Annotated in this window: 18 protein-coding genes and 1 pseudogene; 13 read left to right on the top strand and 6 right to left on the bottom strand. The window is 57.3% G+C overall.

The window, feature by feature from the left end; all coding sequences use genetic code 11:
- Positions 1 to 14: 14 nt before the first annotated feature.
- Positions 15 to 1,250, bottom strand: coding sequence for a peptidoglycan-binding domain-containing protein (locus GOV79_RS18490; RefSeq protein WP_170774655.1), 1,236 nt, complete (start codon positions 1,248 to 1,250; stop codon positions 15 to 17).
- A gap of 132 nt (positions 1,251 to 1,382) precedes the next feature.
- Here GOV79_RS18490 and GOV79_RS18485 point away from each other — a divergent pair.
- Positions 1,383 to 1,631, top strand: a pseudogene (locus tag GOV79_RS18485) (transcription termination/antitermination protein NusG); the annotation flags it as partial.
- Between the two features lie 86 nt (positions 1,632 to 1,717).
- On the opposite strand, the gene GOV79_RS18480 reads toward GOV79_RS18485, so the two are convergent.
- Both GOV79_RS18480 and GOV79_RS18475 read right to left on the bottom strand, forming a co-directional pair.
- Positions 1,718 to 2,482, bottom strand: coding sequence for a hypothetical protein (locus GOV79_RS18480; protein ID WP_170774653.1), 765 nt, complete (start codon positions 2,480 to 2,482; stop codon positions 1,718 to 1,720).
- A complete protein-coding gene (locus GOV79_RS18475; RefSeq protein WP_170791109.1) occupies positions 2,479 to 3,288 on the bottom strand; it encodes a hypothetical protein in 810 nt (269 codons plus the stop codon). The genes GOV79_RS18480 and GOV79_RS18475 overlap by 4 nt, the downstream gene beginning before the upstream one ends.
- Positions 3,289 to 3,649: 361 nt before the next feature.
- On the opposite strand from GOV79_RS18475, the gene rplK reads away from it, so the two are divergent.
- Together rplK and rplA are read left to right on the top strand one after the other, a co-directional pair.
- The gene (gene rplK, locus GOV79_RS18470) at positions 3,650 to 4,099 is read left to right on the top strand and encodes a 50S ribosomal protein L11 (RefSeq protein WP_170774649.1); all 450 of its coding nucleotides are present in this window, start codon (positions 3,650 to 3,652) and stop codon (positions 4,097 to 4,099) included.
- Position 4,100: 1 nt separating this feature from the next.
- Complete coding sequence (rplA, locus tag GOV79_RS18465) at positions 4,101 to 4,799, top strand: 50S ribosomal protein L1 (RefSeq protein ID WP_170774647.1); 699 nt, start codon at positions 4,101 to 4,103, stop codon at positions 4,797 to 4,799.
- Between the two features lie 61 nt (positions 4,800 to 4,860).
- Here the strand turns inward: rplA and GOV79_RS18460 are convergent, their stop codons facing one another.
- A complete protein-coding gene (locus GOV79_RS18460; protein WP_170791108.1) occupies positions 4,861 to 5,886 on the bottom strand; it encodes a Hint domain-containing protein in 1,026 nt (341 codons plus the stop codon).
- 139 nt (positions 5,887 to 6,025) lie between these two features.
- Positions 6,026 to 6,991: a phosphotransferase gene (locus GOV79_RS18455; RefSeq protein WP_170791106.1), complete on the bottom strand. Its 966-nt coding sequence runs from the start codon at positions 6,989 to 6,991 to the stop codon at positions 6,026 to 6,028.
- 376 nt (positions 6,992 to 7,367) lie between these two features.
- Between GOV79_RS18455 and rplJ the strand changes: the two genes are divergently transcribed.
- From rplJ to GOV79_RS18420, 7 genes are all read left to right on the top strand, one after another.
- Positions 7,368 to 7,886, top strand: coding sequence for a 50S ribosomal protein L10 (gene rplJ, locus GOV79_RS18450; protein WP_170774641.1), 519 nt, complete (start codon positions 7,368 to 7,370; stop codon positions 7,884 to 7,886).
- Positions 7,887 to 7,965: 79 nt separating this feature from the next.
- Complete coding sequence (rplL, locus tag GOV79_RS18445; protein ID WP_010441182.1) at positions 7,966 to 8,340, top strand: 50S ribosomal protein L7/L12; 375 nt, start codon at positions 7,966 to 7,968, stop codon at positions 8,338 to 8,340.
- A 250-nt stretch (positions 8,341 to 8,590) separates the two neighbouring features.
- Entirely contained in the window at positions 8,591 to 12,727 is a 4,137-nt protein-coding gene (rpoB, locus tag GOV79_RS18440) for a DNA-directed RNA polymerase subunit beta (protein WP_170774639.1), read from the top strand.
- A gap of 50 nt (positions 12,728 to 12,777) precedes the next feature.
- The gene (rpoC, locus tag GOV79_RS18435) at positions 12,778 to 17,019 is read left to right on the top strand and encodes a DNA-directed RNA polymerase subunit beta' (RefSeq protein ID WP_170791100.1); all 4,242 of its coding nucleotides are present in this window, start codon (positions 12,778 to 12,780) and stop codon (positions 17,017 to 17,019) included.
- A 108-nt stretch (positions 17,020 to 17,127) separates the two neighbouring features.
- Complete coding sequence (locus GOV79_RS18430; protein ID WP_170791368.1) at positions 17,128 to 17,580, top strand: riboflavin biosynthesis intermediates N-glycosidase; 453 nt, start codon at positions 17,128 to 17,130, stop codon at positions 17,578 to 17,580.
- Complete coding sequence (locus GOV79_RS18425) at positions 17,581 to 18,063, top strand: hypothetical protein (RefSeq protein ID WP_170791099.1); 483 nt, start codon at positions 17,581 to 17,583, stop codon at positions 18,061 to 18,063.
- A gap of 14 nt (positions 18,064 to 18,077) precedes the next feature.
- Positions 18,078 to 18,947, top strand: a complete 870-nt coding sequence (locus tag GOV79_RS18420; protein ID WP_170791098.1) for a DMT family transporter — start codon at positions 18,078 to 18,080, stop codon at positions 18,945 to 18,947.
- Here GOV79_RS18420 and GOV79_RS18415 read toward each other — a convergent pair.
- The gene (locus tag GOV79_RS18415) at positions 18,932 to 19,738 is read right to left on the bottom strand and encodes a putative rhamnosyl transferase (RefSeq protein WP_170791097.1); all 807 of its coding nucleotides are present in this window, start codon (positions 19,736 to 19,738) and stop codon (positions 18,932 to 18,934) included. The two genes, GOV79_RS18420 and GOV79_RS18415, sit on opposite strands and share 16 nt — an antisense overlap.
- Positions 19,739 to 20,136: 398 nt before the next feature.
- Between GOV79_RS18415 and rpsL the strand changes: the two genes are divergently transcribed.
- Genes rpsL through fusA form a run of 3 tightly spaced genes read left to right on the top strand, consistent with a single transcriptional unit; the run spans position 20,137 to position 23,130 of the window.
- Positions 20,137 to 20,508, top strand: a complete 372-nt coding sequence (rpsL, locus tag GOV79_RS18410) for a 30S ribosomal protein S12 (protein ID WP_005621086.1) — start codon at positions 20,137 to 20,139, stop codon at positions 20,506 to 20,508.
- Positions 20,509 to 20,523: 15 nt separating this feature from the next.
- On the top strand, positions 20,524 to 20,994 hold the full coding sequence (gene rpsG / locus GOV79_RS18405; RefSeq protein WP_039529242.1) for a 30S ribosomal protein S7: 471 nt from the start codon (positions 20,524 to 20,526) through the stop codon (positions 20,992 to 20,994).
- Between the two features lie 18 nt (positions 20,995 to 21,012).
- Positions 21,013 to 23,130 carry an elongation factor G gene (gene fusA, locus GOV79_RS18400; RefSeq protein ID WP_170774631.1) on the top strand — a complete coding sequence of 706 codons (2,118 nt, stop codon included), beginning with the start codon at positions 21,013 to 21,015 and terminating at the stop codon, positions 23,128 to 23,130.
- The last annotated feature ends 115 nt before the right edge of the window (positions 23,131 to 23,245 follow it).

Genomic DNA, 23,245 nt, shown 5'->3' with positions numbered 1-23,245 from the left:
TTTTAATGCTCCGCTTATTGCGCCTGCACCATGGCCGCACGCAAAAGCTGCGGGCGGTCGGTTTGCGACGGCAGGAACACCGCTTGCGATCCGGCGTCAAGCGCCGACAGGCTTGCGTCATACCATTGCATTGCAAGGTCCTGACGTTCCTGCACGCCAAAGCCTTCGCGCAGGTGGTGGCCGACCAATTCTCCGTAGGCAGGCTCACCCAAGGCGACCAGCATCAGTGCCGAGCCAACTGCTGTATCCATGTTGTCCTGACGGTAGCCGAGCGACAGACAGACCTTGCTTGTGGCGGACAGATCGGCTGGGCTCAGCCCGGTATCCAGAGCGAATTTGCGCATCTGGCTTTCCGCATCGGCTTTCGAGCTGAGCGAAAGCGCAACCACCTGCGGCGACAGGGTGTCACCAAAGGCGGCACATTGCGTGCTGATCTGATCGGGGGTCAGGCCCTGAATGTCCTGGATCAGTTCTTCACCACGCGCCATGGCATAGCTGCGAGCCAGGCAGAACTGCTCGCTCAGGGCGAAATCGGGGTCCGACATATTGGCCAGTGTTGTGTACCCGCCATTGGTCGAGGTTTGCAGCATCACCGCACTGCACCGGTTGGCAAGTGAGGGCCGTGCTGTGCCACCGGCAAAGAGGCTGGGCAAGCTGCCCGTCGATGCGGTTTCGGTTGGGGCTTCTGTGGGTGTGGTCTCGGGCTGGGCAGTCACAACCGGAGTGATCGGGGCCGGAGCCTGTGCCTGGGGCTGCGGGGCAGCCGCCAGCGCGGCGCCGCTGTGAACCTGCTGACGATAGGCAAACAAAAGTGGCTGACCCGACAGTTGCGTCGCCGCTTGCCCGCCGCTGGTCGCCCAGTAGTAGGCCTGGTTCAGAAAGTCGCTTTGATAGGGGGGAAAGTCATAGCCATTGACCGGGTAGCCCATCGACGCCTGATATCGCTCGATCGCTGCGCGGGTACCGCCCCCGACTTGGCCATCGACTCGTCCGGCATTGTAGCCGAAATAGTTCAGGGCAGTCTGTGTTTGAGCCCCCTGTGAGGTGGACGGAATACCCGATCTGTAAGTCCGCGTTGTTGTCGATCGGCTGGATTGCTTCTTTCCTTGCTCTTTACCGATTGCGTAGCCAATGACGCCACCCACGACGGCACCGCCAAGAATTTCGCCCGCATCCGCTCGGGCCACCTGTGGAGCTGTAATGGCAAGCGAGAGCGCGATGCCCAGTGTTGTGATGAATCGAATAATCATAATAAACCTCCGCCAAATACGTATAGTTGCAGTCACTATAGCACAACTGCCCCTCGTGCAGTGTCACAATAGCCAAGACGTGATCGGTGCGCGGGGATTTGCTTTGCTGGCGGAGGTTTTTCCCGAGGCGCGATGCAGAAACAGGGTTATAACCTAGTGAACTCTATCAACCGCGTTCAGGAAGGCGAAGCAGCGCCGAAACTGATGATCAGCTGTGAAGTTGGCGAGAAGGCCAAGGTCAACGACGGCCCATTCGAGGATTTTGATGGCATGGTCGAAGGCGTGGATGACCAGATCCAGAAGCTGAAAGTTTCGGTCTCGATCTTTGGTCGGGAAACACCGGTGGAGCTGGACTTTACGCAGGTTACGAAGCAGGGCTAAACGCTCTGTGCCTGGAAATGGAACGCCCGCTCTGCCCAAAACACTGCGGCGCTTTTTTGGCAAGAAACGGTTGCAACACTCCGAGGTTAGGGCCGACCGGGAATGAGTTCCTGTTGCTGAAGCACCGTCAATACATCCAGAATTGTTGACGGGCTGACATCAACAGACCCGTCAAGCAATATACCAAGTCCACCGTCTCCGATCTCGCGCGGGCCACCGCTTTCGTAGACCGGATCAAGTGAAGCGAGTTCTGCCGGCAATTCCGGGCACAATGGGGTTTCGTTGAGCACAAGATCTACAGCTGCCAGCATCAGTTCTTTTACGGACTCGAGGGTGTCGTCTTCCAAGATTTGTTCGCGCTGCGCTTCCGGCGCCGTGAGTGTGAGATCGATTAGTTTGATGTAGGCGCAATTGTCGCGCAGTTCGACAGTCGCTTCGGTGGACATGTTCGCCAGAATGGAATTCTTTTCTTGGCCGCGTTGAAAATCGCGCTCACTGGTGCGGCTGCACTCAAAGAGTGTAACAGTAACCTCGCCGTCTAAATCAATTGCATCGTCCTTGGCCCCAAAGCTTATGTCATCTAGCCTGACTTGCAGACCGCAATTATCGACTATCGCGTTGTCAGCCAGTCTTTCGGGCACAATTTTCTGTGCGCCCCGTAAGTCGAGTAATGCTCCGACGCCTATCCGTGTAGTGTCAACGGCAGTTAGGGTCAGATTTAGCTTGTAGGGCAAATCCGTATCGCGAACTGGCAATGTCGCGTCGATGATAAAATCCACCTGTTGGGCGTATGGGGCTCGGGCACCTACAACGGCTGCCATCAAGACTGGGATAATTAACCAAAGTCTCATTCAGCAAACTCCAAAACACCAAGGTTCTTTAGACCCGCAAGAACTTTGACTATTGTCTCGGCGCTTACGTCGGCTGATCCAACAACAGCAGCGCCCATTCCCCCGGGTGCAACTTCACGTGTTCCACCAGACTCGTAAATTGGATCAAGAACCGTGAATTCTTCTGGCAGTGGTGGGCAAACCGGGTTGGCTGCCAGAAACTCTCCACCCTTTTCAAGGACCGCTTCGTTGATGCGGTCGGTCAGCCCGAAAAGATTGGTAACAGTTCCGATAAACCCACGCGGGCTGAGGTCCGCGCTTTCGATACTGAATGTAAGGCATTGGCCCTTAACTTCCGCCTTGGCGACAGCAATTGCATCTACCGTGGCCCCAAAATATTGAAAGCCCGGTTCTTCATTCCGTTTGCACCGCGTGAATTGAGCACGAGCCGAACCCTCGACCTTTACGGTTTCGCCGATGGCGGTGACGTCTCGGATGTCGAGATAGATCTGGCGCTTACAGGTTTCTTCCAACGGACCGGTCAGTATTTGCGGTGCCTTTTCCTGCAATCCGCGCAAATCCATGAACGCCCGCAATCGCAGCCGAGTTGGGCTGGATTCCTCCAGGCCGGCGTAGACTGTGAAGGGAACCGGAATATCGCGCAGCGGAACTTCCTTGGTCAGCTTGACCTGAAACTGACCCGAATAGGTGCTGGGATCAATTCCTGTCGCAGCGAAAGCAGCATCGGTGTTGGACACGCTGGTTTGGGAAGTTGCGCCGGACGCACCACCCTGATCCTGCGCTTTGCTGCCGCATCCGGGCAACATAGCTAAGAGCACGCATATCAGTAGCCCCTTGTTTAGCCGAGATGACGCCATCCCTGATCACTTCTTTTGTAGCCAATTTGCTCCAAGATACCCGCCTTGTTTTCTGACGCAACTTATGTATTCAGATGAATTATTCTGTTTGACTGTTCCCAAAAGCCACTGAGGTCCGGTCAATACAAAAAGTCAAACTGGCAATAGCGCGACATCCACTTGCCAACCCCACAATTCCACTATAAATGCCGCCTCTATCGTCTTCGGGCGAGATTCTCTCGTGGGAGGTTGCTGGGATCGCGATCCCGGATCGGACCACGCAACATAGTCTGGGTGAAACGCGTTTCACCCGAGTTGAAAGGAAAACCAAATGGCCAAGAAGCTTGCTGGTACAATGAAGCTGCAGGTTCCTGCTGGTCAGGCGAACCCCTCGCCGCCAGTTGGTCCGGCGCTAGGTCAGCGCGGCATCAACATCATGGAGTTCTGCAAGGCGTTTAACGCCAAGACCGCAGACATGGAGCAAGGCGCCCCTTGCCCGACCGTGATCACCTACTATCAGGACAAGTCCTTCACCATGGACATCAAGACGCCGCCCGCGTCTTATTACCTGAAAAAAGCCGCTGGTCTGAAGCCGGTTGGCAAGCGTAACCGCCCCCGTGGCGCGGAAAACCCCGGTCGCGAGACCGTGGCAACCGTGACCTCGAAGCAGGTTCGCGAAATCGCCGAAGCCAAAATGAAAGATCTGAATGCCAACGATATCGAAGGCGCAATGCAGATCATCCTGGGCTCGGCCCGCTCCATGGGCATCGAGGTGAAGTAAGATGGCAAAACTTGGTAAACGCACCCGCGCTGCGCGCGAAGCTGTCGCCGGCAAGGAAAACCTGTCGGTTGAAGATGCAGTTGCCCTGGTCAAAGCCAATGCAACCTCGAAATTCGACGAGACCATCGAAATCGCGATGAACCTGGGCGTTGACACTCGTCACGCAGACCAGATGGTTCGCGGCGTTGTTGGTCTGCCCAACGGCACCGGTAAAGCGATGCGCGTTGCTGTGTTCGCGCGTGGTCCCAAGGCGGACGAAGCGAAAGAAGCAGGTGCGGATATCGTTGGCGCAGAAGACCTGATGGAAACCATTCAGGGCGGCACCATCGAATTCGATCGCTGCATTGCCACCCCGGACATGATGCCCATCGTTGGCCGTCTGGGTAAGGTTCTGGGCCCCCGCAACCTGATGCCGAACCCCAAGGTTGGCACCGTGACCATGGACGTGAAAGCGGCCGTGGAAGCAGCCAAAGGCGGTGAAGTTCAGTTCAAGGCGGAAAAAGGCGGCGTTGTGCACGCAGGCGTTGGCAAAGCTTCGTTCGACGAAGCCAAGCTGGCCGAAAACGTCCGCGCTTTCGTCTCGGCTGTGGCCAAGGCAAAGCCGTCGGGTGCAAAAGGCACCTACATGAAAAAGATCGCACTGAGCTCGACCATGGGCCCCGGTGTGACCCTGGATGTGGCGGCTGCGTCGGGCGAATAAGCCCTTCCGTCAATGCAGATTTGAAACCGGGTTGCCGAAATGCAGCCCGGTTTTTTTGCGTTTACAAGTAAGCGCGCAGAACCTCTGCCTCACGGGCGCTGATGGTCGAGGCCGCGGTTTCGCCGAAAGCAGAGACTCCGAATTTCAACATGGGGAATAGGGTTAGAATCTCGGACCGTTGGGCCTCTGACAGGGCGTGTTTGGCGGTGTCGCCAAAGAAATAGCTTTCAGTCAGTGCCCCGTTTGAGCGGACGATATGATGCCGGTCGAACATGAAATGCGTGTAGGTGATACTGTCCATTTCGCAGATTTCAACGCCAGGCAGGCCGCACAGGTGTTTGGCGGCAACGAAGACTTCGGATGAGCCGAACAGCATGTCGGTGACGGGGGCCGAGACCAGTACCCGGTGCTGTGGCGACAAGATAAGCTTGCGGCTGTTTCCAATCGCATCTTTTTCGATGACGACAGGGGCAAAGGCGCCGGTGCCTTGCACTTCGGTTGTGCCGACCCACAGAATGGGTTGGAACCCGGCGTCGCGGGTCCAGACCATTTGACCTTTTTTCAGCAGGGCTACGTCGACTTCGCCATCGACGGTTTCGATCAACGTGCCGGGGCCAAAGCAAGGGATATAGTCATCATAGGAAGACGACCCGGCGTTGGAACCGGAAATCTTGATGTAGGACGTGCCGGGTGTCAGCGGTTCGGATGTTGCAAACCCCCAAACGTCCGAGGTGATGCCATTTTGCGAAAAGACATAAATCTCGATCTCGGGGCCGGTAGGTACTCCGTTTTCGTCGAGGGCGCGGACAACGATGATGGATTCGGATTCGACCTGGGTACCGTCGGCGACGATACCGCCACCATCCGTGATGACGTGCCCGGCTTCTTGGTCATCGTTGAAGACGTTAGGGCTTCCGCTGGTGTCATCCAGCGTGACAGTGGTGCCAAAGCCTCCGGAGTATTCAAAAATCGTTCCGTCCGGCGTGTCCGAGTTGTTGATGATCGGATCGCCTTCAATCGAGCTGTCGGGGCTGGACGTGACGATCAGAGCTTCACTATCCTGGGCAAAAAAGCTGCGAAGTACCATTGAATACGAACACCTGTAGCTGCTGAAGATCCGGATCACGGATCATTTTTTCGAGGCAATCTGGACCAAAATATTGGTGCAGGTCGAGAGGGTAAATATCAAAACCTTTCCATGTCGTTACAAAAAAGCGTCAGTGTAGTCAGGGCTTTTGGAACGCAGGACGCAACCGGTCGCCGAGCCTTTTCCGCCTGTCCTCATCATAGGCGCTATATGGGTGATCAGCTTGCCAAAGGGACAGCCAGTCAATCAATAGTCGGGCACGCAGACAGAAATCGAGGACGTCCATACGGAACGGATGGCGATATCGACGTAGGAACATCTGTTTGTTGGCTTGCACGATTCCACTGCGGTCAATGGCGTCGGTCGGCGCGTTGCGGAATACATCTGATTTCAAGAAGTCTACAATATCATAAACCGCCAGTTTTTCGCGGGTTTCAGTAAAATCCAGCCCGACCATCTGCCCTTGCCCGACAATCAGGTTCTGGCTGTGGAAATCACCATGGGCCAGGACCTGGGTCTCGGGCGCGCCCCTCAGGCCAGCCATCTCGGCCAACAGCACCCTGAGCATGACGTCACTTTCTGCTCGAACCGAAGGTGGAACCTGTGCGTTCAACTCTGCAATCAGGTCAGTCATCCATTTGGGGCGAAATCTGTACTCCTTGGACGGACGGAAAGAATGTAGATCGTTCAGCCACGCGCCGGCGCGGCGATAGATCTGGGCGACTTGGGTGTCATCTATGCTGTTGTGGATCAGGTCTGCGGCGGTTGGTCGGTCGATGAAGGGGGTGACAAAGAACGCCTGAGACGGCGAAAGATAGACCGGGTGCACGACGTCGGAATCTTTCATAGGTGAAAAATACTCCGACAAGGCGGTAAGGTGGTCGAATTCCTGTTTCAGTCGTCCGGTGTCAGGGGAGTCGATGTCAATCTTGAGGGCGTACACCTCATGAGCAGCACGCAGTTTAATCACCATACGCGTGTCAGGAAAGTCATGAGATCGGTAGGTGCAATCGAACGCACCAACCGGATTGGCCCCGATTTGCCGGGCGAACTCGTCCACATAGCGAGAGGCGCGGTGAAATTCTGCGTCCGAAAGAGGGTGCATTCTTGGAGGGAACCGTGTCCAGGCGTGTCTGATAATCTGCCCAATGGACGGGCAGTTGCAGCCCTTGTCAATGCCATGGCAAAACCGCGCCTAATCCGCAATTTACCTCTTGGAAACCCACGCCATCTGCCCTAAAGAGACTTGCGGAGTAAAGCGTGCGATTCGTCGTGCGCTTTATTTCGTTTCGTCCAAGACGGTGGGTGGTGCCATATGGCCCCTTAATCTCCTGCCTGAGACGGGTAAGACCAAAGAATTCTGAGGGTCGCGATCCTCGGGCGCATTTTGGCCAATCCCGTAACAACGGACCTGAACGCTGTGGTTTCGACCGCAGCAAATATGAGCCGGGATGTCCAACATCCCAAACTTGGAGAGAACTGTGGATAGAGCCCAGAAAGAGAAAGTGGTCGAGGAACTCGGCCAAATCTTCGAAAGCTCTGGCGTCGTAGTGGTAGCTCACTACGCCGGTCTGACAGTTGCCGAGATGCAGGACCTTCGCGCACGTGCTCGTGACGCGGGTGGTGCCGTGCGTGTTGCCAAGAACAGGCTCGCCAAAATCGCCCTCGACGGAAAGCCATGTGAGAGCATCGCTGACCTGCTGACGGGTATGACCGTTCTGACCTATTCCGAGGACCCCGTGGCAGCAGCCAAGGTGGCCGAAGACTTCGCCAAGGAGAACAAGAAGTTCGAAATCCTTGGCGGTGCAATGGGCGAGAACGCTCTGGACCGCAAAGGCGTGGAAACAGTTTCGAAAATGCCGTCTCGCGAGGAGCTTATTGCTTCGATCGTGGGCTGCATTGGCGCACCTGCTTCGAACATCGCCGGCGCGATTGGCGCACCTGCAAGCAACATCGCAAGCATCCTTTCCACCATCGAAGAGAAGGCGGAAGCTGCGTAAGCGGTTGGCACTGAATGATCTGCGTAGGGAACACTCCCTGACGTTGGAACACACACTGTAAACGGAAAGAGCTGATAAAATGGCTGATCTGAAAGCACTCGCAGAAAGCATCGTGGGTCTGACCCTGCTGGAAGCACAAGAACTGAAAACCATCCTCAAAGACGAATACGGCATCGAGCCCGCAGCTGGCGGCGCCGTAATGGTCGCAGCTGGTGGCGACGCTGGTGGCGCAGCTGAGGAAGAAAAAACCGAATTCGACGTCGTTCTGAAGAACGCCGGCGCTTCGAAAATCAACGTGATCAAAGAAGTTCGCGGCATCACCGGTCTGGGCCTGAAAGAAGCCAAGGAACTGGTCGAAGCTGGCGGCAAGATCAAAGAAGGCGTGTCGAAAGACGAAGCCGAAGAAGTCAAAGGCAAGCTGGAAGCAGCTGGCGCCGAAGTCGAGCTGGCCTAAGCCAACCGACAGGTGCATCGCTGATGCGCCGAAAATTCAGGCTGGGCCCAGAGAAATCCGGGTCCAGCCGAACCTGTCTTAGAAAGGGCCTCATATCTTGGGGCGTTTTCTAAGACACGGTTTTCGGATCGGGAGGCCACCTTCGGGACGGTGGCCACGAATTGATCCGGACGTGTCGTCTCGATTGTGCAAGATGCCGGGGCCCGACGGTGTCTTTGCCCGCTGAGAACATCGAAAGGTGACATCTGACATGGCTCAAACGTTCCTTGGCCAGAAACGTCTTCGTAAATATTACGGCAAAATCCGCGAAGTTTTGGAAATGCCGAACCTCATTGAGGTCCAGAAATCTTCATATGATCTTTTCCTGCGCTCCGGCGATGCAGAACAGCCCACAGACGGCGAAGGCATCAAAGGCGTGTTCCAGTCGGTTTTCCCGATCAAGGATTTCAACGAAACCTCCGTGCTGGAGTTCGTGAAATACGATCTGGAAAAACCCAAATATGACGTCGAAGAGTGCATGCAGCGCGACATGACCTACAGCGCGCCGCTGAAGGTTACTCTGCGTCTGATCGTGTTTGATGTCGATGAGGACACCGGCGCCAAGTCGGTCAAAGATATCAAGGAACAGGACGTGTTCATGGGCGACATGCCCCTGATGACACCGAACGGAACGTTCATCGTGAACGGCACCGAGCGTGTAATCGTCAGCCAGATGCACCGCTCGCCCGGTGTGTTCTTTGACCACGACAAGGGCAAGACCCACTCGTCCGGTAAACTGCTGTTTGCCTGCCGCATCATCCCGTATCGCGGCAGCTGGCTGGACTTTGAGTTCGACGCCAAGGACATCGTGTTCGCCCGTATCGACCGTCGCCGCAAGCTGCCTGTGACCACCCTGCTGTACGCACTGGGTCTGGATCAGGAAGCGATCATGGACGCGTATTACAACACCGTGTCCTACAAGCTGGACAAGAAGAAAGGCTGGGTCACGCCGTTCTTCCCCGAGCGTGTGCGCGGGACCCGTCCGACATACGACCTGATCGACGCGAAATCAGGTGAAGTGATTGCCGAAGCGGGCAAGAAAGTCACGCCGCGCGCCGTGAAGAAGCTGATAGACGAAGGCAACGTCACCGACCTGCTAGTTCCCTTCGACAACATCGTCGGCAAGTATGTCGCAAAGGACATCATCAACGAAGAAAACGGCGCGATCTATGTCGAAGCCGGTGATGAGCTGACTCTGGAATACGACAAGGACGGCGACCTGATCGGTGGCACCGTCAAGGACCTGATGGATGCGGGCATCACCGACATCCCGGTTCTGGACATCGACAACGTTAATGTCGGTCCCTACATGCGCAACACTATGGCTCAGGACAAGAACATGAGCCGCGAAACCGCGCTGATGGACATCTACCGCGTCATGCGTCCGGGTGAGCCGCCCACCGTCGAAGCGGCCTCGGCCCTGTTCGACACGCTGTTCTTCGACAGCGAGCGCTATGACCTGTCCGCTGTTGGCCGCGTGAAAATGAACATGCGTCTGGCACTGGACGCGCCTGACACTCTGCGTACCCTGCGCCGCGAAGACATCGTGGCCTGCATCAAGGCGCTGGTTGAGCTGCGTGACGGCAAAGGCGACGTGGACGATATCGACCACCTCGGCAACCGTCGTGTGCGCTCGGTGGGCGAACTGATGGAGAACCAGTACCGCGTCGGTCTGCTGCGCATGGAGCGCGCGATTAAAGAGCGTATGTCGTCAGTCGAGATCGACACCGTCATGCCTCAGGACCTGATCAACGCGAAACCGGCTGCGGCTGCTGTTCGTGAATTCTTCGGCTCGTCGCAGCTGTCTCAGTTCATGGACCAGACCAACCCTCTGTCTGAAGTCACCCATAAACGCCGCCTCTCGGCGCTTGGCCCCGGTGGTCTGACACGTGAGCGTGCAGGCTTTGAAGTGCGCGACGTTCACCCGACCCACTACGGCCGGATGTGCCCGATTGAAACGCCTGAAGGTCCGAACATCGGTTTGATCAACTCGCTGGCCACCTTCGCCCGCGTGAACAAGTATGGCTTCATCGAAACGCCCTACCGCGTCGTTAAAGACGCCGAGGTGACCGATGAGGTTCACTACATGTCCGCGACCGAGGAAATGCGTCACACCGTGGCGCAGGCGAATGCGACTTTGGATGCGGATGGCAAGTTCATCAACGATCTGGTGTCGACCCGTCAGGCCGGTGACTACACCCTTGCCCCGCGCGAGAATGTTGACCTGATCGACGTGTCGCCGAAACAGCTGGTGTCGGTCGCTGCATCGCTGATCCCGTTCCTTGAAAATGACGACGCCAACCGCGCTCTGATGGGCTCGAACATGCAACGTCAGGCGGTTCCGCTGCTGCGGGCCGAGGCACCGCTGGTTGGTACCGGCATTGAGGAAAAGGTTGCGATTGACTCGGGCGCTGCGATTCAGGCGAAACGCGCCGGTATCATCGACCAGGTCGATGCCCAGCGTATCGTTATCCGCGCGACTGAGGATCTGGAACTGGGCGACGCTGGCGTTGACATCTATCGTCTGCGCAAATTCCAGCGTTCGAACCAGAACACCTGCATCAACCAGCGTCCGCTGATCAAGGTTGGTGACACTGTCCAGAAGGGCGAGGTTATTGCTGATGGTCCTTCGACCGATATGGGTGAACTGGCCCTTGGTAAGAACGTGGTCGTCGCGTTCATGCCCTGGAACGGCTACAACTACGAAGACTCGATCCTGATCAGTGAACGTATCGCGCGTGACGACGTCTTTACCTCGGTCCATATCGAGGAATTCGAAGTCGCCGCCCGTGATACCAAGCTGGGTCCGGAAGAGATCACCCGCGACATCCCGAATGTCGGTGAAGAAGCGCTGCGCAACCTCGATGAGGCGGGCATCGTTTACATCGGCGCGGATGTTGAGCCGGGCGATATTCTGGTCGGCAAGATCACTCCGAAGGGCGAAAGCCCGATGACCCCGGAAGAAAAGCTGCTGCGCGCCATCTTTGGTGAAAAAGCATCTGACGTGCGCGACACCTCGCTGCGCGTGAAACCGGGCGATTACGGTACGGTCGTTGAGGTTCGCGTCTTCAACCGTCACGGCGTCGAGAAAGACGAGCGTGCGCTGCAGATCGAGCGTGAGGAAGTCGAACGTCTGGCCCGTGACCGGGACGACGAGCTGGCGATCCTGGACCGCAACATCTATGCGCGTCTGCAAGGTCTGATCCTGGGTAAAACCGCTGTCAAAGGCCCGAAAGGCGTCAAGCCGGGCTCGGTGATCACCGAGGAGCTGCTGGAAACCCTGACCCGTGGTCAGTGGTGGCAGCTGGCGCTGGAAGGCGAGCAGGACGCACAGATCGTCGAGGCTCTGAACGAGCAGTACGAAGTGCAAAAGCGTGCTCTGGACGCTCGTTTCGAGGACAAGGTCGAGAAAGTCCGCCGTGGCGACGACCTGCCGCCGGGTGTGATGAAAATGGTCAAAGTCTTCATCGCCGTGAAGCGCAAGCTGCAGCCGGGCGACAAGATGGCCGGTCGTCACGGGAACAAAGGTGTGATCTCCAAGGTTGTTCCGATGGAAGACATGCCGTTCCTGGCCGATGGTACTCCGGTTGACTTCTGTCTGAACCCGCTGGGTGTGCCTTCGCGTATGAACGTTGGTCAGATCCTTGAAACCCATATGGGTTGGGCCGCGCGCGGTCTGGGTCTGAACATCGACGAAGCTCTGGGTGAATACCGCCGGTCCGGCGATCTGACCCCGGTGCGCGAAGCGATGAAGCTGGCCTATGGCGAGAATGTCTACGAAGAAGGCATCACGGGTCTGGACGAGGATGGCCTGATCGAGGCTGCGGGCAACGTGACCCGTGGTGTTCCGATCGCAACCCCGGTCTTTGACGGCGCCAAAGAGGCTGACGTCAACGACGCGCTGGTGCGTGCGGGCTTCTCGGAAAGCGGTCAGTCGGTTCTGTTCGACGGTCGCACCGGTGAGCAATTCGCACGTCCGGTGACCGTGGGCATCAAGTACCTGCTGAAACTGCACCACCTTGTGGACGACAAAATCCACGCGCGTTCGACCGGGCCGTACAGCCTTGTGACCCAGCAGCCGCTGGGTGGTAAGGCGCAGTTCGGTGGTCAGCGCTTTGGTGAGATGGAAGTCTGGGCTCTGGAAGCTTACGGCGCCGCCTACACCCTGCAGGAGATGTTGACCGTGAAATCGGATGACGTCGCCGGCCGGACCAAGGTCTATGAATCGATCGTCAAGGGCGAGGATAACTTTGAAGCGGGCGTACCGGAATCGTTCAACGTTCTGGTTAAAGAAGTCCGTGGCCTCGGCCTGAATATGGAACTCCTGGATGCGGAGGTTGAGGAGTAAGGGCGCTGCCCTTTCTCCCGTCCCCCCTTGCGCAAGATTTGAGGTAACAAATGAACCAGGAAATCACCAACAACCCGTTCAACCCGCTGACGCCCCCGAAGGTTTTCGACGAGATCAAGGTCTCGCTGGCGTCGCCCGAGCGGATTCTGTCTTGGTCCTATGGCGAGATCAAGAAACCCGAAACCATCAATTACCGGACGTTCAAGCCCGAGCGTGACGGTCTGTTCTGCGCGCGTATCTTTGGCCCGATCAAAGATTACGAGTGTCTGTGCGGTAAATATAAGCGGATGAAGTATCGCGGCGTTGTCTGCGAGAAATGCGGTGTGGAAGTCACCCTGCAGAAAGTCCGCCGCGAGCGTATGGGCCACATCGAACTGGCTGCGCCCGTTGCACACATCTGGTTCCTGAAGTCGCTGCCGTCCCGCATCGGTCTGATGCTCGACATGACACTGCGCGATCTGGAACGCGTTCTGTACTTTGAAAACTATGTCGTCATCGAGCCCGGTCTGACCGACCTGACCTATGGCCAGATGCTGACCGAAGAAGAGTACATGGACGCGCAGGATGCCTATGGCATGGACGCGTTCACCGCCAATATCGGTGCTGAAGCCATCCGTGAGATGCTGGCCCAGATCGATCTGGAAGCCGAAGCCGAGCAGCTGCGCGCTGATCTGGCCGAAGCAACCGGTGAACTGAAGCCCAAGAAGATCATCAAGCGTCTGAAGGTTGTCGAAAGCTTCCTCGAGTCGGGCAACCGGCCTGAGTGGATGGTAATGACCGTAATCCCGGTCATTCCGCCGGAACTGCGTCCGCTGGTTCCGCTGGATGGTGGCCGTTTCGCGACTTCGGATCTGAACGATCTGTACCGCCGCGTCATTAACCGGAACAACCGTCTGAAGCGTCTGATCGAGCTGCGCGCGCCTGACATCATCGTCCGCAACGAAAAGCGGATGCTGCAGGAATCTGTTGACGCTCTGTTCGACAACGGTCGTCGTGGCCGCGTGATCACCGGCGCCAACAAGCGTCCGCTGAAATCGCTGTCGGACATGCTGAAAGGTAAGCAGGGTCGCTTCCGTCAGAACCTTCTGGGGAAACGCGTCGACTTCTCGGGACGTTCGGTCATTGTGACCGGTCCGGAGCTTAAGCTGCACCAGTGTGGCCTGCCCAAGAAGATGGCGCTGGAGCTGTTCAAGCCGTTCATCTACTCGCGCCTTGAAGCCAAAGGTCTGTCTTCGACTGTGAAACAGGCGAAGAAACTGGTCGAGAAAGAGCGTCCCGAAGTGTGGGATATCCTCGACGAGGTGATCCGCGAACACCCTGTCATGCTGAACCGTGCGCCGACACTGCACCGTCTTGGCATTCAGGCGTTCGAGCCGGTCCTGATCGAAGGTAAAGCCATCCAGCTGCACCCGCTGGTCTGTTCGGCCTTTAACGCTGACTTCGACGGTGACCAAATGGCCGTTCACGTCCCGCTGAGCCTTGAGGCGCAGCTGGAAGCCCGTGTTCTGATGATGTCGACGAACAACGTTCTGTCGCCTGCAAACGGCGCGCCGATCATCGTTCCGTCGCAGGATATGATCCTGGGTCTCTACTATGTGACCCTGGAACGCGAAGGCATGCCGGGCGAAGGCAAGGTGTTCGGTTCGATCGACGAAGTTCAGCACGCGCTGGATTCCGGTGAAGTGCACCTGCACACCAAGATCACCGCGCGGATCACGCAGATCGACGACGAAGGCAACGAAGTTCAGAAGCGCTATGAAACCACTCCGGGCCGTCTGCGCCTGGGTGCCTTGCTGCCGATGAACAACAAAGCGCCGTTCGATCTGGTCAACCGTCTGCTGCGGAAGAAAGAAGTGCAGCAGGTGATCGACACCGTCTACCGGTATTGCGGTCAGAAAGAGTCGGTTATCTTCTGTGACCAGATCATGTCGATGGGCTTCAAAGAAGCGTTCAAGGCGGGCATCTCGTTCGGTAAAGACGACATGGTCATTCCGGACGACAAGTGGGGTATCGTTGATGACACCCGCGGTCAGGTGAAGGACTTTGAACAGCAGTACATGGACGGCCTGATCACTCAGGGCGAAAAGTACAACAAAGTTGTCGATGCTTGGTCGAAGTGTAACGACCGCGTCACCGAGGCGATGATGTCGACGATCTCGTCGTCGGATCGGGCTGAGGACGGCTCCGAGCAGGAACCGAACTCGGTCTACATGATGGCCCACTCGGGTGCGCGTGGCTCGGTCACTCAGATGAAACAGCTGGGCGGTATGCGCGGCCTGATGGCCAAGCCGAACGGTGACATCATCGAAACGCCGATCATCTCGAACTTTAAAGAAGGTCTGACCGTTCTCGAGTACTTCAACTCGACCCACGGTGCCCGTAAGGGTCTGTCGGATACCGCTCTGAAGACGGCGAACTCGGGGTACCTGACCCGTCGTCTGGTGGACGTGGCGCAGGACTGTATCGTGCGTGAGATCGACTGTGGCACAGAACGTGCAATCACAGCCGAAGCAGCCGTGAACGACGGTGAGGTTGTTGCCTCGCTGGCCGAACGTGTGCTGGGCCGTGTGGCGGCTGACGATGTCCTGCGTCCGGGCACCGATGAGGTGATCGTCGCAGCAGGTCAGCTGATCGACGAACGTATGGCCGACACCATCGACGAGGCCGGTGTTGCGTCGATGCGCATCCGTTCGCCTCTGACCTGTGAGTCCGAGGAAGGCGTCTGTGCAACCTGCTATGGTCGTGACCTTGCACGCGGCACCATGGTCAACACGGGTGAAGCTGTCGGCATCATCGCCGCGCAGTCGATCGGTGAACCCGGTACTCAGCTGACTATGCGGACCTTCCACATCGGTGGTGTTGCGCAAGGCGGTCAGCAGTCGTTCCAGGAAGCCAACCAGGAAGGTGTTGTTGCGTTCGAGAACCCGCAGATTCTGATCAATGCCGCAGGCGAAAGCCTGGTCATGGGCCGGAACATGAAGCTGGTTATCAACGACGAACACGGCGAAGAGCGTGCCAGCTTCAAGCTGGGTTACGGATCCAAGCTGTTCGTCAAGGATGGCGCAACCGTTTCCCGTGGCGACAAGCTGTTCGAATGGGATCCGTACACTCTGCCGATCATCGCCGAGAAAGCCGGTACTGCGAAATACGTTGACCTTGTTTCGGGCCTTGCTGTCCGCGACGAGACCGACGAAGCAACCGGTATGACCCAGAAGATCGTGATCGACTGGCGCGCGGCCCCCAAAGGCAGCGACCTCAAGCCCGAGATCATTCTGGTTGGTGAAGATGGCGAACCAGTCCGCAACGACGCGGGCAACCCGGTTCACTATCCGATGTCGGTGGATGCGATCCTGTCGGTCGAAGACGGTCAGACCGTCGAAGCCGGTGACGTTGTAGCGCGTATCCCGCGTGAAGGTGCCAAGACCAAGGATATCACCGGTGGTCTGCCGCGTGTGGCCGAACTGTTCGAAGCCCGCCGTCCAAAAGACCACGCAATCATCGCAGAAGCCGATGGTTACGTGCGCTTTGGCCGCGACTACAAGAACAAGCGCCGCATCAGCATCGAACCGGCGGACGAGTCCATGGAGACCATCGAATACATGGTGCCCAAGGGCAAGCACATCCCGGTCGCCGAAGGGGACTTCATCCAGAAGGGTGAATACCTGATGGACGGTAACCCGGCTCCGCACGACATCCTGTCCATCATGGGTGTCGAAGCGCTGGCGGATTACATGATCGACGAGGTGCAGGACGTGTATCGTCTGCAGGGCGTGAAGATCAACGATAAGCACATCGAGGTTATCGTGCGCCAGATGCTGCAGAAGTGGGAGATCCTGGATTCAGGCGACACCACCCTGCTGAAAGGCGAGCATGTCGACAAGCAAGAGTTCGACGCGGCCAACGAGAAGACCATCGCCCGCGGTGGTCGTCCGGCACAGGGCGAACCGATCCTTCTGGGGATCACCAAAGCCTCGCTGCAAACGCGTTCGTTCATCTCGGCGGCGTCGTTCCAGGAGACCACTCGTGTCCTGACCGAAGCTTCGGTTCAGGGCAAGAAAGACAAGCTGGTTGGCCTGAAAGAGAACGTCATCGTCGGTCGTCTGATTCCCGCCGGTACCGGCGGTGCCACTCAGGCCGTGCGTCAGGTCGCCCAAACCCGCGATAACGTCGTCATCGAAGCCCGCCGGGAAGAGGCCGAAGCCGCCGCTGCTCTGGCTGCGCCGCTGATCGATGACGACATGGTCGGGGATGAGCTGGACATCGTGGTCGACGCCCCCGAAAGCCGCGAATAAGCGCGGTTTCAGAACAGAGAACAGGCCCTGCGGAAACGCGGGGCCTGTTCTTTTGCGTTGGGAAACGACTGCTTGCATCTGCCGGGCAATTTGGTGTTCGTTCCCACTATGAATGAAGATGGCCTCACTATTTATTTTTACGCGCAAACAGATCTTTACGCTGAGTTTTCTAACTTTGCACCTTTTGGCATTGCCATGGAAGGTGTGTGGTGGCGCACGGTGGAACACTATTTTCAAGCTCAGAAGTTTCATGACGCCGCCTACCGCGAGCGTATTCGTCAGAGCATTAAACCCAAGGATGCCAAGGCTTTGGGCATGACCCGCAGCATTCCTTTGCGGTCAGATCGGGAAGAGGTGAAGGACCGTATCATGCTGGACGCCGTTCGCGTCAAATTCGCAACCCATGAGACCCCGCGCGTTTTGCTGCTGTCGACGGGCACAGCGCAAATCGTCGAGAACGCGCCGATGGATTCCTATTGGGGGTGCGGGCCAGACGGGCAGGGTTGGAACAAGCTTGGTAAGATATTGATGCAAGTGCGCTCGGAACTGCGGGTTGAATAAATGCAAATTGAAAACTGGAGAATTCGATCACAAGAGGATTTGATCTGCGCTGTCTACGCGGCTGTCAAAGGACACTACTGGACAGTCGAAGACCTCTCTAACTGGGCAGCGGATTTATTGTTGCAGGTCGAAGCGCCGCCAGAATGGCTGATGGATTTCGTGATCGTAAGGGGTTTGGGTGACTTGCAGAGTGCATTTTTTAAAGCCTACGGTGCACTTCGTGAAATGCGGCTTGATGATATGGAAGAATTTCGGGTGCGTTTCGCCTTATTGGCGTATCAAGAGGGTGCGCTTAACGAAATAGACGCCAAAGCTGTGCTTGCGGATATAACCGATCCGTGGCCCGTTCTGGAAATCACCGTGGAGGATGTGGATCGGCTTTGCTTGGATGAATGGACCACAGAAGATGTTGTTGGCAAAGCACGCAATCTGGTGGGGCAGATTAGTTCGAAACACATAGTATCTGTATTTAAAAACTGCTGACTGGGATACTTTGGATGACCCCAAACATAAAAGGCGCCCTACTGATGATGGGCAGTATGGCGGCCTTTACCATCAACGATACGCTGATCAAGCTGGCAGGTGCCGAAGTGCCTTTGTTCCAGATGGTGGCCATGCGCGGGGTTTTGGCGACGGTTCTTGTGTATCTCATGGCGCGCAACCTGGGGACGCTGCATCTGAACTTCCCGCGGCATGACAAGTGGCTGATCGGAGCGCGCAGCCTGGCCGAGTTGTCGGCCACGTTCTTTTTCCTGACCGCTCTGTTGCATATGCCGCTTGCCAATGTGACGGCGGTCTTGCAGGCGCTGCCGCTGACCGTGACTTTGGGCGCGGTTCTGTTTTTTCGCGAACAGATCGGGTGGCGGCGCATTCTGGCTATCGGGATGGGGTTTGTGGGGATGCTGCTGATCGTCCGACCAGGTCCGGAGGGGTTTAGCATCTATGCGATTTACGCGCTGATCGCCGTGATCTCGGTCACGGTGCGGGATCTAATCACGCGGCGCATGTCTAGTGAGGTGCCGTCGCTGGTTGTGACGCTGGCCACAAGCGTCACCATCACCGTTTCGGCCTCGATTGCGACCGTATCAACAGGTTGGGTGCCAGTTTCGCCCGGAGCGGGCGTGATGGTGGGGACGGCGGCGGTGTTTGTACTGATGGGCTATCTGTTCAGCGTCATGGTTATGCGCGAGGGCGATGTGGGATTCATCGCGCCGTTTCGTTACTCCAGCTTGCTTTGGGCCCTGGGTTTGGGTTGGGTCGTGTTCGGAGACTGGCCAGACGCTGTAACCATGGCAGGTGCCGCGCTGGTCGTGGGTGCCGGGCTTTTCACCCTATTCCGTGAGCGGGCCGTTCACCCACCCGAGTGAACGCGGCGCACGGCGTCCTGATCGATGGCAAAGCGGGCGATGAACTCGCCCTCTTGTTCGAGGGTCAGGGGGGCAAGTTGAGTGTTGCTTTTGCGGGCATGGGGTGAATCGTTGAACGAATTTAGTGTGCGCACCCACATTGGCGCGTCGGGATAGCTGATCACCGGCATGTAGTTTCCGATCCGGTGATGCCCGAAATTCATGATTGTCAGATCGCTACCACCCCGAACGTACATGGCAAACCCGATCCCCAGCAGCGGTTGAAATACCTGCGCGGCGTGAATGCCCTCGGGCCCGAACCGCGCCAGAAACCCTTGGTTATAGTCGATGGCGACCGTTTTGTGGTTGCGCATCAGCGCACCGCCTTCGTCAGCGGCGATACGTAGCCGTTCGACGAAATCCACCGACACGGCGTCGTCATCATCATGCCGGAATTGGATGCAGGGCATGTTGGGATCGTGACGTGCGGCGTTCAGGATCTCTTTCATCACCCGGCGGTGGCGCATGGGGCGACGGGCGATGATCTGCACCTGCTTCATGCCTGTGGTCAGGTCGTGCAGCCGATCAAAGGCGGGTTTCGGTAGGCAATCCCCGATCACGATGAGCAATTGGAAATCCTCATCCGTCTGTTCGCGCAGACAGGGCAGGGTGGTGGTTTCGAACAGGCGAAACCTCTCTTCCAGCCGGGTAGGGTGGTAGAGATAGGCGCGCCGTTCCTCGATCGTGTCATGTTCGACCTGAAAGCCGCCATGAGCGGGGTAGGAAAAGCGGCACAGGCCGATGATTTGCATGGGTCATCCGTAGTGCGTGGCGTTGTGGCTGACTATGCCCCTGCGGTCGCGAACTCGCAACGGTCAGCAGTACTGGCGGCCGACAATCGGACCGGATATATCAGCGCAAAGCGGCCTGTCGTGCGGTGGGTCCGGTGTACTGTTGACACTTGCGCCGACTCCCCCTATTACGCGCCCATCTCGGTACCGGGGGCCGCCCCAAAACCGATCTCAGTAATGGACTGGTCAAGACCCGGACAATTTTGCAGTTCGCGTCCTCTGATAACCAACCGCGACGTTCACCTCGGAATGGGAACGCTCGCGGGTTTTGCGCTTGTGGACGCATGAGCGCAGCAAAGTTTAACCGCACGCAATGCGCGTGCATGTCATGTGTGTTGCAAAACGGGGAAGAAACCGGAATGCCAACTATTCAACAGCTGATCCGCAAACCGCGGCAGCCCAAAGTAAAACGCTCGAAGTCCATGCACCTGGAGCAGTGCCCGCAGAAACGCGGCGTCTGCACCCGTGTGTATACCACCACACCGAAAAAGCCGAACTCGGCTATGCGTAAGGTTGCCAAAGTGCGCCTGACCAACGGGTTCGAAGTCATCTCGTACATCCCCGGTGAAAGCCACAACCTGCAGGAGCACTCGGTTGTTCTGATCCGTGGCGGCCGTGTAAAAGACCTTCCCGGTGTGCGTTACCACATCCTGCGCGGTGTTCTGGATACTCAGGGCGTCAAAGACCGTAAGCAACGTCGTTCGAAATACGGCGCGAAGCGTCCCAAGTAAGAAGGAGAGGCTGATATGTCACGTCGTCACGCCGCCGAAAAACGCGAAGTCCTGCCTGACGCCAAATTTGGCGACAAGGTTCTGACAAAATTCATGAACAACCTGATGATCGACGGCAAGAAGTCGGTCGCAGAGCGCATCGTTTACAACGCGTTTGACCGCGTTGAGAACAAAATCAAGCGCGCACCTGTCGAAGTGTTCCACGAAGCGCTCGACAACATCAAACCGTCGGTCGAGGTTCGCTCGCGCCGGGTTGGTGGTGCAACCTATCAGGTTCCGGTCGAGGTTCGCCCCGAGCGCCGCGAAGCACTGGCCATCCGCTGGCTGATCACCGCCGCCCGTGGCCGCAACGAAAACACCATGGAAGAACGCCTCGCCGGTGAGCTGCTGGACGCTGTACAGTCCCGCGGTACTGCCGTGAAGAAGCGCGAAGACACCCACAAGATGGCCGAGGCGAACAAAGCCTTCAGCCACTACCGTTGGTAATCCAGAGGCTTATCCAAAATGGCACGCGAATATCCGCTCGAACTATACCGTAACTTCGGTATCATGGCGCACATCGACGCAGGCAAGACCACCTGCTCGGAGCGTATCCTGTATTACACTGGTAAATCCCACAACATCGGTGAGGTGCACGATGGTGCAGCCACCATGGACTGGATGGAGCAGGAGCAGGAACGCGGCATCACCATCACTTCGGCTGCGACCACCACTTTCTGGGAGCGCACCGAGGACGGTAAAACCGCCGATACCCCCAAGCACCGCCTGAACATCATCGACACCCCCGGCCACGTTGACTTCACCATCGAAGTTGAGCGTTCGCTGGCGGTTCTCGACGGTGCCGTCTGCGTTCTGGACGCAAACGCCGGTGTTGAGCCCCAGACCGAAACCGTGTGGCGTCAGGCTGACCGCTACAAGGTTCCGCGTATGGTTTTCGTCAACAAGATGGACAAGATCGGCGCAGACTTCTTCAACTGCGTTCGCATGATCGAAGACCGCACCGGTGCACGCGCTGTTCCGGTTGGTATTCCGATCGGCGCCGAGTCCGAGCTGGAAGGTCTGATTGACCTGGTCACCATGGAAGAATGGCTGTGGCAGGGCGAAGATCTGGGCGCAAGCTGGATCAAAGCTCCGATCCGCGACAGCCTGAAAGACATGGCTGACGAATGGCGCGGCAAAATGATCGAAGCGGCCGTCGAAATGGACGACGACGCGATGATGGAATATCTGGAAGGCAATGAGCCCGACGTTCCGACCCTGCGCGCCCTGCTGCGCAAAGGTACTCTGGACATCGCGTTTGTTCCGGTTCTGGGTGGTTCGGCGTTCAAGAACAAAGGCGTTCAGCCTCTGCTCAACGCTGTGATCGACTATCTGCCCAGCCCGCTGGACGTTGTTGATTACATGGGCTTCAAACCCGGCGACGAGGAAGAAGTTCGTGACATCGCCCGTCGTGCTGATGACGACATGGCGTTCTCGGGTCTGGCGTTCAAAATCATGAACGACCCCTTCGTTGGCTCGCTGACCTTCACCCGGATCTACTCGGGCACCATGAACAAGGGTGACTCGATCCTGAACTCGACCAAAGGTAAGAAAGAGCGCATCGGTCGTATGATGATGATGCACTCCAACAACCGGGAAGAGATCGAAGAAGCGTTTGCAGGCGACATCATCGCGCTGGCGGGTCTGAAAGACACCACCACCGGTGACACCCTGTGTGATGCGAAGGATCCGGTGGTTCTGGAAACCATGACCTTCCCCGATCCGGTGATCGAGATCGCGGTTGAGCCCAAAACCAAGGGCGACCAAGAAAAGATGTCCCAGGGTCTGGCCCGTCTGGCCGCCGAAGACCCGTCCTTCCGTGTGGAAACTGACCTGGAATCCGGTCAGACCATCATGAAGGGCATGGGCGAACTTCACCTGGACATCCTGGTTGACCGTCTGAAGCGCGAGTTCAAGGTTGAAGCGAACATTGGTGCACCGCAGGTGGCCTATCGCGAAACCATCTCGATGCCGGTTGAACACACCTACACCCACAAGAAACAGTCGGGTGGTTCGGGTCAGTTCGGTGAAGTTAAGCTGGAAATCCAGCCGACCGAGCCAGGCGAAGGTTATTCGTTCGAAAGCCGCATCGTTGGTGGTGCCGTTCCGAAGGAATACATCCCGGGTGTTGAAAAAGGCATCAACTCGGTCATGGATAGCGGCCCGCTGGCTGGCTTCCCCGTGATCGACTTCAAGGTTGCCCTGCTGGACGGTAAGTTCCACGACGTTGACTCGAGCGTTCTGGCGTTCGAAATCGCGGCCCGTATGTGTATGCGTGAAGGCATGCGCAAAGCTGGCGCGAAACTGTTGGAACCGATCATGAAGGTCGAGGTGATCACCCCGGAAGAATATACCGGCGGTATCATCGGCGACCTGACCTCGCGTCGTGGCCAGGTGTCTGGTCAGGAACCGCGCGGCAACGCGATCGCGATCGACGCGTTCGTTCCGCTGGCGAACATGTTCGGCTACATCAACACTCTGCGTTCGATGTCGTCGGGCCGTGCCCAGTTCACCATGCAGTTCGACCACTACGATCCGGTTCCGCAGAACATCTCGGACGAGATCCAGGCGAAATACGCATAATCAAAGATTTGAGGGGGTCCGGTTCACGGGCTCCCTTCATTACCGAAAAAGGAGGCCATCATGGCAAAGGAAAAGTTTGAGCGTACAAAACCGCACGTCAACATCGGCACGATTG

The organism is Ruegeria lacuscaerulensis (assembly GCF_013034745.1).
Classification (GTDB): domain Bacteria; phylum Pseudomonadota; class Alphaproteobacteria; order Rhodobacterales; family Rhodobacteraceae; genus Ruegeria; species Ruegeria lacuscaerulensis_B.
This window is presented reverse-complemented; position numbering and strand designations above follow the sequence as displayed.

What these genes read in the sequence shown, in the direction of transcription:
- fusA (WP_170774631.1), top strand. Translation starts at nt 21,013, where the DNA reads ATGGCACGCGAATATCCGCTCGAACTATACCGTAACTTCGGTATCATG.
- rpoB (WP_170774639.1), top strand. Translation starts at nt 8,591, where the DNA reads ATGGCTCAAACGTTCCTTGGCCAGAAACGTCTTCGTAAATATTACGGC.
- rplL (WP_010441182.1), top strand. Translation starts at nt 7,966, where the DNA reads ATGGCTGATCTGAAAGCACTCGCAGAAAGCATCGTGGGTCTGACCCTG.
- rplA (WP_170774647.1), top strand. Translation starts at nt 4,101, where the DNA reads ATGGCAAAACTTGGTAAACGCACCCGCGCTGCGCGCGAAGCTGTCGCC.
- GOV79_RS18460 (WP_170791108.1), bottom strand. Translation starts at nt 5,886, where the DNA reads ATGGTACTTCGCAGCTTTTTTGCCCAGGATAGTGAAGCTCTGATCGTC.
- rpsG (WP_039529242.1), top strand. Translation starts at nt 20,524, where the DNA reads ATGTCACGTCGTCACGCCGCCGAAAAACGCGAAGTCCTGCCTGACGCC.
- GOV79_RS18490 (WP_170774655.1), bottom strand. Translation starts at nt 1,250, where the DNA reads ATGATTATTCGATTCATCACAACACTGGGCATCGCGCTCTCGCTTGCC.
- GOV79_RS18430 (WP_170791368.1), top strand. Translation starts at nt 17,128, where the DNA reads ATGAATGAAGATGGCCTCACTATTTATTTTTACGCGCAAACAGATCTT.
- GOV79_RS18475 (WP_170791109.1), bottom strand. Translation starts at nt 3,288, where the DNA reads ATGTTGCCCGGATGCGGCAGCAAAGCGCAGGATCAGGGTGGTGCGTCC.
- GOV79_RS18415 (WP_170791097.1), bottom strand. Translation starts at nt 19,738, where the DNA reads ATGCAAATCATCGGCCTGTGCCGCTTTTCCTACCCCGCTCATGGCGGC.
- GOV79_RS18455 (WP_170791106.1), bottom strand. Translation starts at nt 6,991, where the DNA reads ATGCACCCTCTTTCGGACGCAGAATTTCACCGCGCCTCTCGCTATGTG.
- rpsL (WP_005621086.1), top strand. Translation starts at nt 20,137, where the DNA reads ATGCCAACTATTCAACAGCTGATCCGCAAACCGCGGCAGCCCAAAGTA.
- rplK (WP_170774649.1), top strand. Translation starts at nt 3,650, where the DNA reads ATGGCCAAGAAGCTTGCTGGTACAATGAAGCTGCAGGTTCCTGCTGGT.
- GOV79_RS18480 (WP_170774653.1), bottom strand. Translation starts at nt 2,482, where the DNA reads ATGAGACTTTGGTTAATTATCCCAGTCTTGATGGCAGCCGTTGTAGGT.
- GOV79_RS18425 (WP_170791099.1), top strand. Translation starts at nt 17,581, where the DNA reads ATGCAAATTGAAAACTGGAGAATTCGATCACAAGAGGATTTGATCTGC.
- rpoC (WP_170791100.1), top strand. Translation starts at nt 12,778, where the DNA reads ATGAACCAGGAAATCACCAACAACCCGTTCAACCCGCTGACGCCCCCG.
- GOV79_RS18420 (WP_170791098.1), top strand. Translation starts at nt 18,078, where the DNA reads ATGACCCCAAACATAAAAGGCGCCCTACTGATGATGGGCAGTATGGCG.